General features: G+C 49.7%; 13 protein-coding genes and 1 riboswitch. Of the genes, 4 read left to right on the forward strand and 9 right to left on the reverse strand.

Going from position 1 to position 16,270, the window contains the following annotated elements:
• Window positions 1–764: D-alanine--D-alanine ligase family protein (locus tag GRP75_RS10875; protein ID WP_160789323.1), on the reverse strand; the 764-nt coding region annotated here is incomplete at its 3' end.
• 72 nt (window positions 765–836) lie between these two features.
• Window positions 837–1,832 (reverse strand): amidase domain-containing protein, encoded by a 996-nt coding sequence (locus GRP75_RS10880; RefSeq protein ID WP_023987006.1) that lies wholly within the window; start codon window positions 1,830–1,832, stop codon window positions 837–839.
• Between the two features lie 420 nt (window positions 1,833–2,252).
• Between GRP75_RS10880 and acnA the strand changes: the two genes are divergently transcribed.
• A complete protein-coding gene (acnA, locus tag GRP75_RS10885) occupies window positions 2,253–4,964 on the forward strand; it encodes an aconitate hydratase AcnA (protein WP_160789324.1) in 2,712 nt (903 codons plus the stop codon).
• Window positions 4,965–5,231: 267 nt separating this feature from the next.
• Here acnA and GRP75_RS10890 read toward each other — a convergent pair whose 3' ends face one another.
• Window positions 5,232–6,068 carry a YitT family protein gene (locus tag GRP75_RS10890; protein WP_023987004.1) on the reverse strand — a complete coding sequence of 279 codons (837 nt, stop codon included), beginning with the start codon at window positions 6,066–6,068 and terminating at the stop codon, window positions 5,232–5,234.
• Window positions 6,069–6,574: 506 nt separating this feature from the next.
• Here GRP75_RS10890 and GRP75_RS29200 point away from each other — a divergent pair.
• Entirely contained in the window at window positions 6,575–6,727 is a 153-nt protein-coding gene (locus GRP75_RS29200; RefSeq protein ID WP_010348453.1) for a hypothetical protein, read from the forward strand.
• 121 nt (window positions 6,728–6,848) lie between these two features.
• On the opposite strand, the gene thiC is transcribed toward GRP75_RS29200, so the two are convergent.
• Window positions 6,849–8,693 (reverse strand): phosphomethylpyrimidine synthase ThiC, encoded by a 1,845-nt coding sequence (gene thiC / locus GRP75_RS10895; RefSeq protein WP_160789325.1) that lies wholly within the window; start codon window positions 8,691–8,693, stop codon window positions 6,849–6,851.
• 187 nt (window positions 8,694–8,880) lie between these two features.
• A riboswitch (TPP riboswitch) is annotated at window positions 8,881–8,993 on the reverse strand.
• A 155-nt stretch (window positions 8,994–9,148) separates the two neighbouring features.
• On the reverse strand, window positions 9,149–9,892 hold the full coding sequence (locus GRP75_RS10900) for an IclR family transcriptional regulator (RefSeq protein WP_160789326.1): 744 nt from the start codon (window positions 9,890–9,892) through the stop codon (window positions 9,149–9,151).
• Window positions 9,893–10,190: 298 nt separating this feature from the next.
• On the opposite strand from GRP75_RS10900, the gene GRP75_RS10905 reads away from it, so the two are divergent.
• Together GRP75_RS10905 and GRP75_RS10910 are read left to right on the forward strand one after the other, a co-directional pair.
• The gene (locus GRP75_RS10905) at window positions 10,191–11,228 is read left to right on the forward strand and encodes an alpha/beta hydrolase (RefSeq protein ID WP_023987001.1); all 1,038 of its coding nucleotides are present in this window, start codon (window positions 10,191–10,193) and stop codon (window positions 11,226–11,228) included.
• 253 nt (window positions 11,229–11,481) lie between these two features.
• Complete coding sequence (locus GRP75_RS10910; protein ID WP_160789327.1) at window positions 11,482–12,861, forward strand: Fe-Mn family superoxide dismutase; 1,380 nt, start codon at window positions 11,482–11,484, stop codon at window positions 12,859–12,861.
• A gap of 20 nt (window positions 12,862–12,881) precedes the next feature.
• Here the strand turns inward: GRP75_RS10910 and GRP75_RS10915 are convergent, their stop codons facing one another.
• The 4 genes from GRP75_RS10915 to queG all read right to left on the reverse strand — a co-directional run.
• Window positions 12,882–13,727 carry a lipoate--protein ligase family protein gene (locus tag GRP75_RS10915; RefSeq protein WP_160789328.1) on the reverse strand — a complete coding sequence of 282 codons (846 nt, stop codon included), beginning with the start codon at window positions 13,725–13,727 and terminating at the stop codon, window positions 12,882–12,884.
• 164 nt (window positions 13,728–13,891) lie between these two features.
• Window positions 13,892–14,485, reverse strand: coding sequence for a GTP cyclohydrolase I FolE (gene folE, locus GRP75_RS10920; protein ID WP_013308743.1), 594 nt, complete (start codon window positions 14,483–14,485; stop codon window positions 13,892–13,894).
• A 54-nt stretch (window positions 14,486–14,539) separates the two neighbouring features.
• Window positions 14,540–14,794 (reverse strand): YneF family protein, encoded by a 255-nt coding sequence (locus tag GRP75_RS10925; protein WP_013308742.1) that lies wholly within the window; start codon window positions 14,792–14,794, stop codon window positions 14,540–14,542.
• 105 nt (window positions 14,795–14,899) lie between these two features.
• Window positions 14,900–16,270: tRNA epoxyqueuosine(34) reductase QueG (gene queG, locus GRP75_RS10930; protein ID WP_160789329.1), on the reverse strand; the 1,371-nt coding region annotated here is incomplete at its 5' end.

The following is a 16,270-nucleotide window of genomic DNA, read 5'->3' on the forward strand; positions in this document are numbered from 1 at the left end:
GCAGCGTAATCGTAGTAATCACTCGCCGATACAATTTCACCCGGTACCGAGGCAATCGGCTCATCATTGCCCAGTACGCTGACCTCAATCTCACGGGCATCGACGTACTCCTCGACAATCACCTTTAGGTCAAATTGCAAAGCCAGATCTACAGCCTTTTCCAGCTCTTCTCGGTTGCTGGCTTTGGAAATACCGACACTTGATCCCAGATTGGCCGGTTTGACAAAGCAAGGATAACCTAGCTCGGTTTCCATGTTACGTACCAGATCATGACTGGTTTGTGCCCACTGTGTACTATTAAAATAACAGTATTTCACTTGCGGCAATCCTGCATGCTCAAACAGCTTCTTCATGACGCCTTTATCCATACCTGCTGCCGAAGCCAGCACTCCTGCACCGACATAAGGCATATCCGCCATTTCGAACAGCCCCTGAATCGTTCCGTCCTCGCCAAAGGTGCCGTGCAGCAACGGAAACAGCACATCCAGCGTCTGCTCTCCGTACAGCTTGCCGAACAATGTATCTAATGCCGCCTTGGTGTCACCCTCTGCGCGTTCCAGCTTCAATTGCTCTACAGAAGCCAGAGGAGCGCTTAATAGCGCCCCTCTACGCCAATCGCCAGCCTTCGTAATATAAAAAGGAATAATCTCGTATTTCTCATAGTTAAAAGCGTTCATTACCGCATACGCCGTTTGCAGCGAAACCTCATGTTCACCCGATTTGCCACCGTACACCAGCCCTACGGTCAATTTTTGATTTGCCATGCCTATCCTCCGCTTTCCTGCTTTCGTCATGTGACTGATTTGCATCACTGTACCTGTTATCCATCATCTCATTTAAAAATAGTCGGCGATGTGATAAAAGCGATATACCGTGTTGTCGGTCCACGCATACGAATTTTTATAGTCCCAATAACGATGTCTGGAGCTTACCGTATGTGCATTGACTAGCGGCATGCCGCCCGCATCAAAGGCCGTGACCACCGTGCTGTGCTGGAAGGTTCCGTCACCATCCCAATCGTAAAAAATGACGTCCCCCAGCATGAGCTGCTCTGGGCGACTCACCTGCTCAGCGGTCAACCCCCATGAGCTGGAGCCCAAATACCGCTCTAGACTGTTGGAAACTGCCCAACTGTAGCTCCACAGCTCACGTCCGGCGACCCGTCCTTTATACCACCAGCCCGATTCTCTTTTACCAGTATAGTGGATCGGTGCTCCCCCTGCAAAGAGGCATTGCGAGATATAATTGGTGCAATCCACATCAAAACCTTCAAACTCCGGATTGAAGCTATCCCACCACTGATCTGCATAGGCCGCTGCTTCTTCGCGGCGATATCGGCTGGGACGTGCTGATGAGCCGAAGCCCAGCACACCGCGATTCAGCAGCGGCAGATTTCCTCCTTGATTAAACGAAGCCTGTTCAAAAGGAACCTCTCCCCCCGCTGGCTTCCTTTCTGCCGGATCGCGCTCAATTCTCGCTACCTGCCAGGCTTCACCCTCGCGTGTGAACGTCAGACGCTCCCGTTCAATCCGATCCTCCCGGTGAGTCATCCCGCCCTTCTCATAAAAGAGTCGGACATGCAGTTGTACATCTACCACAGCCTCATCCGGAGTATCCTGCACCATTCGTAGCGGCTTGGCGCGTGTCTCGCTGCGTAGGGGAACAGCGTCCCGTTCGTTGTACCACTGCTCCAATCTGGCCGCACGTGCTGCTCGTTCCATCCGCTGCCCCACCTCCAGATACTCATCTGGCTGCGGTACACCATTCACTTCACTGCGATTGTATTGATTCACGTAAGCAAAAAGGGCCTGTTTCCATTCCCGCTCCCCCATCCCAATCCCTCCATATTCGTCCCGCTATCCTTTTCCGGGGATAACCGGAATGATGTATAACTTCCTTTCTTCCCTCTCTGGTCTGATATGCTCTCTATCTATAAGTATGAATCTCTAAAGCTTGGTATGAACATCGAAACTCGAGGGAGCGGAACGTTTTATTTTCCAATCTGCAACGCATCTTTTAGGCCAAAAAAACTTTACGGAACTGCCTGAAAACGGTATACTTAATCCAAAAGCAATCATTTTGAAATCATGTTTCATCTAATGAAACAAATTACATTGATCGCAACCTCTAACACGTAATGAACCACTGAAGATGTAATTGAGAACGCAACCAATTTAAACCAACTGTGCAAGACGTCGAAAAAACGACATCCCTATTTTCCCCCAAGCATCCACTTCAAGGAGGTAATACTTATGTCAGGAAAAGATCAATTCTCCATTGCCCGTAGTCTCGAAGTTAACGGTAAGCCTTATCGCTACTATAGTCTTAAGGCACTGGAGGAACAAGGAAAGAGCGGTATTGCCAAGCTGCCTTTCTCCATTAAAGTGTTGCTGGAAGCTGCGGTTCGCCAATTTGACGGACGCGCCATTACAGAAGAACATGTGCAACAGCTGACAGGATGGGCTGAGGATCGTGACACCAACAAGGAGATTCCGTTCATTCCTGCACGCATCGTGCTACAGGATTTTACCGGCGTCCCGGTGGTTGTCGATTTGGCAGCTATGCGTGATACGGTGAAAAAAGCGGGCGGTGATCCGAAACAAATCAATCCGCTCGTTCCTGTCGATCTCGTTATCGACCACTCGGTCATGGTCGATGCTTTTGGTACCAGTGACGCGCTGGACTACAATATTAATGTAGAGTTTGAACGCAACGAGGAGCGGTACCGTTTTCTGCGTTGGGCGCAAACGGCGTTCAACAACTTCCGTGCTGTACCGCCGTCCACCGGTATCGTCCATCAGGTCAATCTGGAGTATCTCGCCTCCGTGGCCGCCACCAAAACCATTGACGGCGAAACGGTCGTCTTCCCGGATTCCCTCGTGGGAACAGACTCCCATACCACGATGATTAACGGCCTTGGTGTTGTTGGCTGGGGTGTCGGCGGGATTGAGGCAGAGGCGGGTATGCTGGGGCAACCGCTGTATTTTGTCACTCCCGATGTGATTGGCTTCAAGCTGACAGGCAGTCTGACGGAAGGCTCTACCGCCACCGATCTGGCGCTCACTGTAACGCAAATGCTGCGTAAAAAAGGCGTAGTCGGCAAATTCGTGGAATTTTACGGGCCTGGTCTGGCTAACATCAGCTTGGCTGACCGTGCGACAGTTGCCAACATGGCACCGGAATACGGCGCAACGATCGGCTTCTTCCCGGTCGATGCGGAAACGCTGGCCTACCTGCGCAGCACCGGACGTTCCGATGAGCAAGTAAGCCTCGTAGAGGAATATTACAAAGCCCAAGGCATGTTCCGCACATCCGATACACCGGACCCTGTGTTCAGCGATACCATTGAGCTGGATCTGGCTTCGGTTGTACCGAGTCTCGCGGGACCCAAACGTCCGCAGGACCGTGTTGAGCTTAGCCGCATGAAAGAAACGTTTGAAGGCATTATCCGTACCCCGGTGGACAAGGGCGGCTATGGACTGAGCGATGAAAAAATCGCACAGAAGATTCCGCTGACCCATCCGGACGGCTCCACCAGCGAGTTGGGTACAGGAGCAGTCGTTATTGCAGCTATCACAAGCTGCACGAATACCTCCAATCCAAGCGTTATGCTCGGTGCGGGCTTGCTGGCCAAAAAAGCAGTGCAGCGCGGGCTCAAAAAACCAGGCTATGTTAAAACAAGCTTGACACCAGGCTCCCTCGTCGTGACGGAGTACCTGCAAAAAGCCGGACTGATCGGACCGCTCGAAGCCCTCGGCTTCCATGTGGCAGGTTACGGCTGCGCGACCTGTATCGGTAACTCCGGCCCACTTCCTGACGAAGTGAGTCAAGCCATCACAGACAATGATTTGACGGTTGGAGCAGTCATTTCCGGCAACCGGAACTTTGAAGGTCGTGTGCATGCGCAAGTAAAAGCCAACTATCTCGGCTCACCGCCACTGGTTGTCGCTTATGCGCTGGCAGGCACAGTGAACATTGATTTGGTGAATGATCCGCTCGGTTACGATCAGGACAATCAGCCTGTCTACCTGAAAGATATCTGGCCAACCTCCGAGGAGATCAAGGAAGCCATCAGCCTGTCTCTCAGCCCGGATATGTTCCGTCGTAAATATGCTAATGTATTTACTGCTAACGAAAAATGGAACTCCATTCCGGTTCCTGAAGGCGAACTATATGAATGGGATGAAAAATCAACTTATATTCAAAATCCACCATTCTTTGAAAAACTTCAGGATGGCGTGCAGGATATCAAGGAAATCCGTAATGCCCGTGTACTTGCCCTGTTGAATGATTCGGTCACAACGGACCATATCTCACCAGCAGGCAACATTGCCCCTTCCAGCCCGGCAGGACTGTACTTGAAGGAGCATGGCGTGGAACGCAAGGACTTCAACTCCTACGGCTCCCGTCGCGGTAACCACGAGGTCATGATGCGCGGTACATTCGCCAACATCCGTATCCGCAACAATGTGGCTCCAGGTACTGAAGGCGGCGTGACCAAATACTTGCCAACGGATGAGGAAATGTCCATCTATGATGCGTCCATGAAATATCAGGCAGCCGATCAGAACCTGATCGTCATTGCTGGTAAGGAATACGGCACAGGCAGCTCTCGTGACTGGGCGGCCAAAGGTACGCTTTTGCTGGGCGTTAAGGCTGTCATTGCCGAAAGCTTCGAGCGGATTCACCGCAGTAACCTGGTCGGCATGGGTGTACTGCCTCTGCAATTCCAGGAAGGCTATGGCTGGTCCAGCTTGGGTCTGAACGGTCGTGAAACGTTTGACATTCTCGGCATCGACAATGACGTGAAGCCTGGTCAAGAGCTTACGGTTGTGGCTAAACGCGAGGATGGCACGAAGTTCGAATTCCCGGTAATTGCCCGTCTGGACAGCACTGTCGATATCGACTACTACCACAACGGTGGTATTCTGCAAACCGTATTGCGTCAAATGATCGAAAGCTAAGTTTATGAACTTCATATGTGAAGAACCCCTGTTTTGCAGATAAAGCTGCAATCGGGGGTATTTTTTTATTTATATAAACCGAACTTAAGAGTTACCTATAGCGCCACTGCGCAGTCGGATGGTGCTTCGCTTGTACAGCACCATTCCGCCTACTCCGTTTTGATGTTCATTTTTCAAGTTCATCTTATTTATATAAAACAAAAAAAGTCGATCCCTCAGGACCGACTTCTAGCCACGTTCTCTTATAACCTTACCTTCGCACGCGAGTTACTTCGAAATATCCAAAAAGCCCTCTCCGAACACATCCCGCACGTCATGAATGGTGATAAATGCTGCTGTGTCGATGGCTTTCACTATCTTTTTAAGCGCTGACACCTCTTGTTTACTAATGACGATATACAGCACTTCTTTTGGATTTTTAGTGTAATATCCGTGGCCTGACAGGACGGTAACTCCACGATCCATTTTCGTAATAACCATCTCGGCAATTTTATCTTGGTGCTCCGAAATGATCATGACTGCTTTTTTCGGGTTCAGTCCTTCGATCATGAAGTCCATCACCTTCGTACCAACGTACAAAATAACAATAGTTAGCATCAATTTTTCTGGACCAATAATAAAATAGGAAGAGAACGCGACAATCAAATCAAAAAACAGCAGGCCATAGCTGATATTCCAATCCAGATACTTGTTGGCAATTCGGGCTAAAATGACCGTTCCCGCCGTAGTGCCACCTACCCGTACAATTAAGCCAATGCCGACCCCCACCAAAACTCCGGCAAATACAGCATTAATCGTCGGCTCATGCGAATCAATCCGCCAGTTGACCGTTAAATGTAAAAACAGCGAGTTAAAAGCGACCGCAATTATAGTGTACAGGGTCGTTCTCTTGTCCAAAAATTTATATCCGACAATCAACAGCAAGCCATTAATCACCAGATTAACGATCGAGGGAGACCACTGAAACAGATAGTACAAAATGATCGTAACCCCTGTAACGCCCCCCTCACCAAACTCATTCGGGATCACAAACAGATTAACAGCTAGCGCGAAAAAAAACGCACCCAGAATAATAAATGCAATGTCTGCAATACTTTTTTTCATATATACTCTAATCCTTTCTCTAACATTTCAAAGGATGAATCGCCAGATGGATTGGCTGACTCTTGTTGTCAAAATACGCTGACAACCAGTTCATGGTATCTACTACCAAACATAAAGTCAATACAACTTTGACACTTTAATTCGCCACCAGACTGCCTCAATCCTGACTTGGATTCCGCAAAATTCTCCTTTTACAAGGTTATTCGACAAAATAACACAATCCCGACTACTAAACTAAGAAAACGGGCCTCTAGCCCTTGTTTTAGACCTAGGCACATTTTCCTCTAAAACGACCATCCTCCTAATCAACATTTTGGACACATATGACCATCTTCCTGTTTTATGTCAAAAGCGTTTTACTTTGAAAAAATGTGGGTATAATGATTGAAACATTACCAAGCAACCTACATAGCATTACGACATCAAGTACATACAAATAGTCCTATACAGACGTCCTAAGCAACTCAATCTGAATTTGACAATATGGAATTGGAGGAATGACCTACATGAATACAATGAACTTAACCGTCCACACCCTGATGCCCTTTCACCACCAATACCAACGTGCCAACGCGGTGAGTATGCAGAAGAAAGAAGATAGCTCGGAGAAGAAGCTCAGCTTTCAGGACATTTTGAATGAAAAAATGGGTAAAAAATAATGCGCCGTTTATCCGGTTGCATGATCCGCTTTACATAAGCTAAAAAGCCGTAGTTTCCTACATCGACTGTAGAGAACCACGGCTTTTTTAATTCATTTGTCCCTAAACTCCCACGTTCGTTTTACTGACCTCCATCCCGATACTGCTCTGCCTTCTCACGCATCCCGGCAGCTACTGCTTCTTGAGTGTTCAGCCCCTTATCCGCTGCATAGGCGCGAATGTCCTGAGTGATACGCATACTACAAAATTTGGGGCCGCACATCGAGCAAAAATGTGCTTCCTTGGCGCCCTCTGCCGGTAGCGTCTCATCATGGTAGGACAAGGCCCGCTCGGGATCAAGCGACAGATTGAACTGGTCCCGCCAGCGGAACTCAAAGCGTGCCTTGGACAAAGCATCATCCCGCTGCTGCGCCCGTGGATGACCCTTCGCCAGATCGGCAGCATGTGCCGCAATTTTGTAGGTAATGACACCCTCACGGACATCATCCTTATTCGGCAGACCCAAATGCTCCTTAGGCGTAACATAGCACAACATGGACGTCCCGAACCAACCGATCATCGCCGCCCCGATGGCTGAGGTAATATGATCATATCCGGGGGCAATATCCGTCGTGAGCGGTCCCAAGGTATAGAAGGGAGCTTCCTTACAAATCTCCATTTGTAAATCCACATTCTCTTTGATTTTATGCATAGGGACATGTCCTGGCCCTTCAATCATGACCTGAACATCATGCTTCCATGCGATTTGCGTTAGCTCGCCCAACGTTTCCAGCTCTGCAAACTGTGCTTCATCATTCGCATCATAGATACTACCTGGACGTAGACCATCCCCGAGAGAAAAGGCCACATCATAGGCTTTCATAATTTCGCAGATTTCTTCAAAATGTGTATACAAAAAATTCTCCTGATGGTGCGCAAGGCACCAGGCTGCCATGATCGACCCGCCACGGGATACAATTCCCGTCATTCTATTCGCCGTCATCGGTATATACCGCAGCAATACACCCGCATGAATTGTAAAATAGTCCACTCCCTGCTCCGCTTGCTCAATCAGCGTATCGCGATACAGCTCCCACGTCAGCGCTTCTGCTTCGCCGTTCACCTTTTCAAGTGCCTGATACAGCGGTACAGTCCCAATCGGTACAGGAGAATTCCGAATGATCCATTCACGTGTTGTATGGATATTACGGCCTGTGGACAGGTCCATAACCGTATCCGAGCCCCAACGCACAGCCCAGGTCATTTTCTCCACTTCCTCCTCGATGGAGGAGGTAACCGCAGAATTACCAATGTTCGCATTGATCTTCACGTGAAAATGACGCCCAATGACCATTGGCTCACTTTCAGGGTGATTGATATTCGAAGGCAAAATGGCTCGTCCAGCCGCCAACTCCTGCCGTACAAACTCAGGCTCCACCCCTTCGCGGATCGCCGCAAATTCCATTTCGGGCGTAATGATCCCTTGCCGCGCATAATGCATTTGTGTCACTGTACGACCTTGCAAAGCACGAAGCGGACGGTTGGTCACGCCGGGAAATTCAACTGTCTCCCGTTTGGAGCCAGGTTTCAGTCCATTATCCTCCGGCTGGACGGCGCGTCCCTCGTAAGCCTCCACATCGCCCCGTTCCAGGGCCCAAGCTCGCCGTAATGGAGGCAGGCCCTGACGGATATCGACCTGATAGGCTTCGTCGGTCATGGGACCGCTCGTATCGTACACACGCAATGGCTCATGATGCTCCGTGCCCTGCGGCGTATGTGTAGGATGAAGAGCAATTTCGCGCTCTGGCACGGCAATGTCCGGCCGTGAGCCTTGAATATATACCTTACGGCTCCCTGGAAAGGGCGTTACCCCTCTGGCTTGCTCCCCGTTTGTCTTCTCTACCTCAACTTCTTTTGTTCCTACCAATCTTACTTCTGTTGATTTCAATTCTGTTCCTTTTGTTCCTTCTACTTCTGTCGGCTTCATTGTCCATTCCTCCCGTTTCGATGAAATGACACACCGATCCGGAACCATTCCCAGGGTGGCGCTGATCTATGCAAAAAAGCCGGTTCCCCAGGGAACCGGCTAATCTAACGAGGCAGCTATCCAGACAGTACGCATGTGGAATAATCCTATTCCAATGCGTCACCGTAGACAGCAGCCGCGTATACATTTCAATGGCCGATTACTTCCCTACGCTGGTATGATCCAGATCAGGTGCAAAGGGTCCGGAATCTTGCACGATTCCATCTCAGCCCGGCATTACAGGCTCCCCCAGTAACTGTGATACTTCTATTCACATGAGGCGGCTATAACAGATATCCCGCCATCCTTACCAGACTACTTTAAATTTATGGCTTTGGCAACCCTTCTAGGTTCCCTTTACTAAGGAGACGCTCCCCATCAAATCACTTTGCTTGCTTCAACTGTGCTCATTCTTGTTACGGAAGCATAAGTCCCATTTCCTTCGCCGCTTCAATCAAAATCGGAGCAAAGTCATGTAGCGTCTCGGGTGCAAGCCGACTGACCGGACCGGATACAGATAAAGCCGCAGTGACCTGTCCCTTCCGGTTTACAATTGGGGCAGCCACAGCAGCAGCCCCTGGCTCCCGTTCTTCATAGCTGGTCGCATAGCCCTTCTCGCGAATGTCCTGCAGCTGGGCTTTATAGACCTCCGGGTCTACCGAGAGCGGCCATTCATCCCCGCTTAGCAGGGCTTCCAGCTCCTGCGGCGGCATAAAGGCTGCCAGCACTTTGCTGGAGGCCCCTACAGCCAGCGGCATACGCGCACCTACAGGCGCAACCCTGCGGATCGCCTGATTGCTCTGCACGGCTTGTATGCGAATACGCATGCTGCCGTCCCGTAAGTATAAGCTGACCGTCTCGCCCAGACGATCACGTAGTCCTTCCATTGCAGGCTGTAACAACACCGCCGGCTCGTCGCTTTGGGACAAATGCGTGGATAGCTCCCAAATGCGGAAGCCAAGTCGATATTTTTCCGTTTCGGCATTCCGAACGACAAAGCCCCGATCCTCCAACGTAGTCAGCAGCCGATGAACCGTGCTTTTATGTAGACCAATTTTGGAGGCAATCTCCGTCAGGCCAAGATCCGAATCTGCGGTAAAACACAGCAGTATATCAAGTGCACGCTCTACAGCGCGAACGGTTAATTTACGGTTTTCCATCGTGAACCGCTCCTCTTGTATCCATATTCGTTTCACACTATGAAACATGGTTACATAAATTATATAGAATAGTCGCGGCTACTGTAAACCGATGTTTTTGTGACAACCATATTACAGAACGAGAACAAACATCGACAATTCTTTGCATCATTTTTACTTTTCCGGTTCAGGCGTTGACTTTGGATAATCCCCATCATACGATAATAGGTATCTATACGGATCTACACTACTATTTTCAAGTGGAATTATACCTAAATTCTATGAAACGAAGATCAATTTTATATAAGGAGGCTCTTACATGATTTCGACATCCCAGCGCAACGCTCAGCTACAGACCGCTGTTCAGGAGCCGTCCACCCCACTCTTTAATCCCCGTCTGCTGCGGTTCAAGCACGTTGTGATTGCTCTGCTGCTGTCGGTCGTCTTTTTTCTGTTGTTTTGTTTTATTGCCTTGCATGCTTACATCGCATGGGTACTTACGAATCCCACCGTTGCACCACTGTACTCTAATCCAATGCAGGCTAAAAGCATGCCTTATGAGGAAGTCAGCTTCCCTGCCAAGGATGGTAGCCGCATGGTACAAGGCTGGTATATCCCGGCGGACCAATCGCGGAAAACGATTATTTTCAGTCATGGCTATGGGGCTAACCGCGAAGAAAGCTGGATTCCCATGTATGATTTGGCGCATTATGCCCACAGCTTGAACTTTAATGTGGTCATGTTCGATTATGGATTCGCGTCACAAAACAGCAAAGCAGTCGCAACCGGAGGCAAAGCAGAATCCCAACAGCTCCTCGGAGCAATTCAGCTTGCGAAGCAACGCGGCTCGTCGGAGATTATCGTATGGGGCTTCTCCATGGGGGCAGGAACCGCTCTTCAGGCGGGCTTGCAAACCAAGGATGTGGACGCAATGATTTTGGACAGCACCTTCCTGCTGGAGCCAGATACGCTGTACCATAACATTCACAATCAAATTAATCTGCCAAGACATCCGTCTTTGGAAATTCTGGAGTTGCTGTTTCCAGTCTTGAACGGAACCAGCTTGCATCAAATTCCATATCAGGAAGTTAAAAAGGAAAACTATCCGTTCCCGATCATGTTTGTGCATGGTACACAGGATGAAAAAGCTCCTTATCCTATTGCGGAAAAGCTCGCTGCCAATCAAACCAACCCGCTTTCCAGTGTATGGATTGTTAAAAACGGGATACATGAGCTTATTTTCAGAGAGCACCCTCGTGAATATTTGCGACGGGTATCGACGTTTCTAAGCAGTGTACAGGAGCTGGAGGACAAGAAAACCATCGCTGATGCCCACAAACAAACGACTACGAAGTAAATTTTTCGAAGAACTGTATTCTATTCTTCGTCTGGAAGAAGCCTGCCTAGGGACACTTAACCCGTGCCGTAGCTGGGCTTCTTTTTCGTTTTCCATGGGTATTCATTGTTTTACGTAACAGATGTGACCGGATTAAGGGAGTTCATAGACATATTCCTGATGAGACAGCGAATATACTGGGTACGTATGCATCCAGGGCAGATCTGCCAGATCCGCCGGATAGCCATAGTAGGATACGGGAGGTAAAAAAACGATGCTGAGTACTTATGGGTCTTTCCTGCCCTTACGTGTGCTGGAGGAAATTCGGCATTGGAAGCAGCAGGAAAGTTGGCATGTGGAAGTGATTAAATCCGCTACCGAGGGATTGGAGCCAACTTATGTACGGTTGCTGGATGATTGGCGGACTGTATTCGAACAGACGGAACGCACCGCCATAGAGTTGCTGGAAGAGCAACGGAGCGTACTCGATCCGGCAGATCAGGCGTGGCATCAGGAATGGAAACAGATGTCGGCTGCTCCACAAGCACATACACACGAATTCACTGAACATTCAAAACAGTCAAGGGGATTAGACGCATCATCATCTGTAAAGATGCCATTGTCAGAGTCAGCCTTAAACTCTCAGCCTGACTCACAAGAATTAAATCGTCGACTGGACGATTTGCTGCAAACCGCAAACCGTCAGTCACAGGAGTATGTACGACAGCTCGGTCTGCTGAGCGAGCACAGTCATGCATTGCGTCAGCAGCCAAAATCTGCCGGAGTTGTATTACACGCGGCACATGAAAGCCAATATTTCCTAATCTCGACAACCCCCTTTCAAGAACCTGGCTCCATCGCAAGGGCTGCTAGGTTGTATCATGTAGCGGCAGAGGGTGAGAATTACCCAGAGGAAGCGTTTCGAGAACGGCAGGCAGGCATAAGGGGAGAAGGCGCATGGACGACTAAAAGCGTCAAATCCAGCCAAGCGCAACCTTCGGCAACGGAAAAAACCTCAATCGGCCGCTCGGTTCCTATTGGGGGACATCGCCTACCGCCGCTCCCTTACCCCTATAATGCGCTTGAACCGTATATTGATGAGAAAACGATGCGTATTCACCATGATAAGCATCATTTGAGCTATGTGAATGACCTGAATAAAGCGGAAAAGAAGCTGGAAGAAGCCCGAAAAACAGGTGATTTTGACCTCGTAAAACATTGGGAACGTGAACTGGCATTCAACGGCGCAGGCCATTATCTGCATACTCTTTTTTGGACGATCATGAGTCCTAAAGGTGGTGGAAACCCAAGCGGACCGCTGGCTGAACAGATTAAAAAGGATTTTGGCAGCTACGATGCGTTCAAAAAGCAATTCAGCTCGGCAGCCGAAAAGGTCGAGGGTGGCGGCTGGGCTATCCTGGTATGGAGTCCACGCGCGGGCCGGCTTGAAATTTTGCAGGCCGAAAAGCACCAGAATCTGACTCAATGGGAGTCCATTCCGCTGCTGGCGATAGATGTATGGGAACATGCATATTACTTAAAGCATCAAAATGAGCGTAACAAATACATTGAGGATTGGTGGCATGTCGTTAACTGGCCTGAAGTGGAAGCGCGCTACGATCAAGCCTCCAAACTGAGATGGCAACCCTTCTAAGCTTCTAAGCTAAAGAAAAACTACACCTGCAAATCGTATCGCTCTCTGAGCGCTGCCATTTGTTCGGTCAATCCTTCCAGTTGTACCAACCAGCCATCGGCAGGTAAAATGGCTGTCCGGCTCTCAACGACACGGCGCAGAGATGCCGTGTACGCCTCAACAGACGGCACTCCAGCCAGCTCTGCCAGGCTACCCATCGTTGCTGGATTCACCCGGGGGTAATCCTGCTGCTGCACGCCTGCCGATGTGTCCCCGGCTGCCTCTGTATAGAAATGCTGCACCGCCTGTGCACGCTCTGTACCGCTGCCCTCAATCATCACGAAGGCTGTGATGATATACGCCTTGGCTTGGCGCCGCTGTGCAATGCCGCAAAACTTGCGGCCCCGGACGCTGACATCGTAATCCCCGGGACAGAAGGACCCGAGGATTTCTCCGGTCTGCGCCTCGCCAGACCACGGAACCAGCGCATCGGCAATTAGCGCTGCCATGAGCCGAAAATCCTCATGTAGGCTGATGGCCCGCTGTGGATTCGGCAGGATTAAGGACAGGTTCAGTACCCCTCTGTCCAGCATGACGGCTGCTCCACCCGAGGGGCGTACGCATACCGAGGTTCCCGCGTTGCGCACTCGTTCCATCGCCTGTGGGGCGTAGGGAAGCCTGCGGTCCCGGTGACCGATCACAAGCGCTGACGGATGCCGCCATAGATGCAAAATGGGTGTAGCTCCTTTCCCTACTTGCCGACAAGCCAGCTCCTCCCAAGCCAGCGGAGACAAAACATCCTCCTGAGTGGCCGCGAGTGGCGTTTCAAACCACTGTAACTCAGGCAAAGCTGTTGTTTTTTCCGTTGATCTATGTACATTCTCCATACGTTATCCCCTATCTATAAAAATAACTGTTATCCATAGGCAAATCGTAATTTTAAGGCAGCTATCCCGTCGTCTCTATTTCTGATGTTAACAAAAAAGGTGGCTACGCCTATGCGTAAACCACCCTTTTTTTGTTCATCACATAAACGTCTTGCGATGTTCGATCAATCCTTGAGCAGCGACAAAAACTCTGCGCGCTGCGCTGCATCATCACGAAACGTACCGCGTACCGCAGACGTTACCGTTTTGCTACCAGGCTTTTTGACACCTCTTGCACACATGCACAGGTGCTCACCTTCCACGACCACCATAACCCCGTGAGCGGAGACCGCTTCATTTAAAATATCAGCGATCTGTGATGTAATACGCTCCTGTACCTGCAATCGGCGGGTTACTGCCTCTACCAGGCGTGCAAGCTTGCTCAGTCCTACAATTTTGCCGCTGGGTACATAGCCGATATGCACTTTTCCGAAGAAAGGAGCCATATGGTGCTCACACTGGCTGTAATAGACGATGTCCTTCACGATCACAAGCTCCTCGTGATTCTCGTCAAATGTCACACCCAACGCATCCCGGGGATCAACCTCATAACCCGCAAATATTTCCTCATACATGCGCGCAACGCGTGCCGGTGTTTCCAACAACCCTTCACGCTTGGGGTCCTCACCGATCAGTTGTAAAATCTGCTCCACATGGTACTCGATTTTATCCCGGTTATCCGCAGCTTTGCGGTTAATATAATCTTTTACGCCAGCCACAGTAATCCTCCTCTATGCAGCAACCTCATGCGGCATCCGTGCTCACGTTGCTCATTATTTCCGACGGCCCTGATTTTTACGCGGACCAGGCTGATTTTTGGAGAACTGTTGGTTCTTCATCATCTGCTGGGCTTTTTGCATTTGTTTCCCATTCAGGTTGTAACCCATCTGTTTGGCCATTTTTTGCAGCGTTTCAGGGTCGTTTTGCATCTTTTCAAGCTGTTTACGAAGATAATAAGCACCGATGAAAAATCCCCCAACCAAACCAGCAATCAGGGTAATAATCGGAATGACAATATTCCACACCACGAAGTCGTCACCTCTGTATATTTATATGAAACATCTTGAATTGCACGAACCTATCATAGCAAAACATGGGACAGCTAGCAAATCACTTTTTGCAAACATATGTCCTTATTGTTTCTCCAAATCCAGCAGCTTCGTCTTGACTGGTAAGCCTCCAGCATAACCGACCAAACTTCCGTTTGCACCCGATACCCGGTGACATGGAAACAGAATGGGTAACGGATTTTTGTTATTGGCTCCACCCACAGCACGTACCGCCTTGGCTCGTCCGATCGATTCTGCAATATCTTTGTAGGACACACTTTGTCCGTACGGAATATTTTGTAATGCACGCCATACCTGCTCTTGAAAAGGAGTGCCTCTCAAATCATAGGCTATACTGAATTCCCGTCGTTCTCCCGCAAAATATTCACGCAGTTGATCCGCGGCTTCGCGCAGTTTTTCCGGCTCCTGCACATAGACATATTCCCCAATCCATGTTCGGGCCCATTGCTGAAGCAGTGCTTCCTTTGCATGAAAAACGCCATAGTCTATTCGGCACAGCCCCCGATCCGTAGCGCACAGCGTCAACGTGCCCACAGGTGTCTCCATCTCATCATAATAAATGGTGGTTGGACCCTGTGAATCTCCGGCCGTTACTTCTGATTTTGGTAATTCAGACGCCTTTTGCTGTTCTGCCTGCTCTTGTTCCTCTAGTTTGGAATGCGCTTGCGCGATCATTTCGCGTACTTGCTCATGTTGTTCCTTCTCTGATGCTTGCTTGATCGCTGTCATAGCGTTCTCCCCTCCTATTCGACTCAAAGCCCACGCCGCCGTGCCTCGTAGCTCGGGACGCGGATCATCCAATAAAACCTCCGTTAACTTGGGCACCGCGCTGATATCCTTGAAATTGCCCAGTCCAATGACTGCATTGCGTTGAATGGGCTTCTTCCCCCGCCAAGCCGCCGCACTTTGTCCAAATTGGTCTTTGAATTCACGGTTGCTCAAATCCAATAACGGCAGCAGCAACGGCTTCACAATTTCAGGATCGGGTGTAAGCTCGGGATGGTGATCCCAATTGAGACCCCGATTTTTGGGGCATACCATTTGGCAGGTATCACATCCGTATAGCCGATTCCCTATCTTCCGCATAAACTCCTCATCCAGAAAGCCCTTCGTTTGCGTCAAAAAGGACACACACCGCTGGGCATTCAGCTGTCCAGGACCCACAAGCGCGCCCGTAGGACAGGCATCCAAACATTTGGTACACTCGCCGCAACCATCCGTTACCGGTTCATCTGGCTGGAAAGGAATGTTCGTCAACAGCTCACCTAGATAAATCCATGATCCCAGCGTCGGTGAAATCATCATCGTATTTTTGCCGCTAAAGCCAATCCCTGCGCGTTCCGCAACGGCTCGATCCGACAATTCTCCGGTATCCACCATGTTTTTCAATATGGCATCAGGTACCCGCTCACTTATAAAAGCCTCAAGCTTTTC

The sequence above is a fragment of the Paenibacillus sp. OT2-17 genome (assembly GCF_009827695.1).
GTDB lineage: Bacteria > Bacillota > Bacilli > Paenibacillales > Paenibacillaceae > Paenibacillus > Paenibacillus polymyxa_B.

Excerpts from the sequence above, each read along its gene's own strand:
- GRP75_RS10880 (WP_023987006.1), bottom strand. The coding sequence starts at position 1,832 with ATGGGGGAGCGGGAATGGAAACAGGCCCTTTTTGCTTACGTGAATCAA.
- acnA (WP_160789324.1), top strand. The coding sequence starts at position 2,253 with ATGTCAGGAAAAGATCAATTCTCCATTGCCCGTAGTCTCGAAGTTAAC.
- GRP75_RS10890 (WP_023987004.1), bottom strand. The coding sequence starts at position 6,068 with ATGAAAAAAAGTATTGCAGACATTGCATTTATTATTCTGGGTGCGTTT.
- GRP75_RS29200 (WP_010348453.1), top strand. The coding sequence starts at position 6,575 with ATGAATACAATGAACTTAACCGTCCACACCCTGATGCCCTTTCACCAC.
- thiC (WP_160789325.1), bottom strand. The coding sequence starts at position 8,693 with ATGAAGCCGACAGAAGTAGAAGGAACAAAAGGAACAGAATTGAAATCA.
- GRP75_RS10900 (WP_160789326.1), bottom strand. The coding sequence starts at position 9,892 with ATGGAAAACCGTAAATTAACCGTTCGCGCTGTAGAGCGTGCACTTGAT.
- GRP75_RS10905 (WP_023987001.1), top strand. The coding sequence starts at position 10,191 with ATGATTTCGACATCCCAGCGCAACGCTCAGCTACAGACCGCTGTTCAG.
- GRP75_RS10910 (WP_160789327.1), top strand. The coding sequence starts at position 11,482 with ATGCTGAGTACTTATGGGTCTTTCCTGCCCTTACGTGTGCTGGAGGAA.
- GRP75_RS10915 (WP_160789328.1), bottom strand. The coding sequence starts at position 13,727 with ATGGAGAATGTACATAGATCAACGGAAAAAACAACAGCTTTGCCTGAG.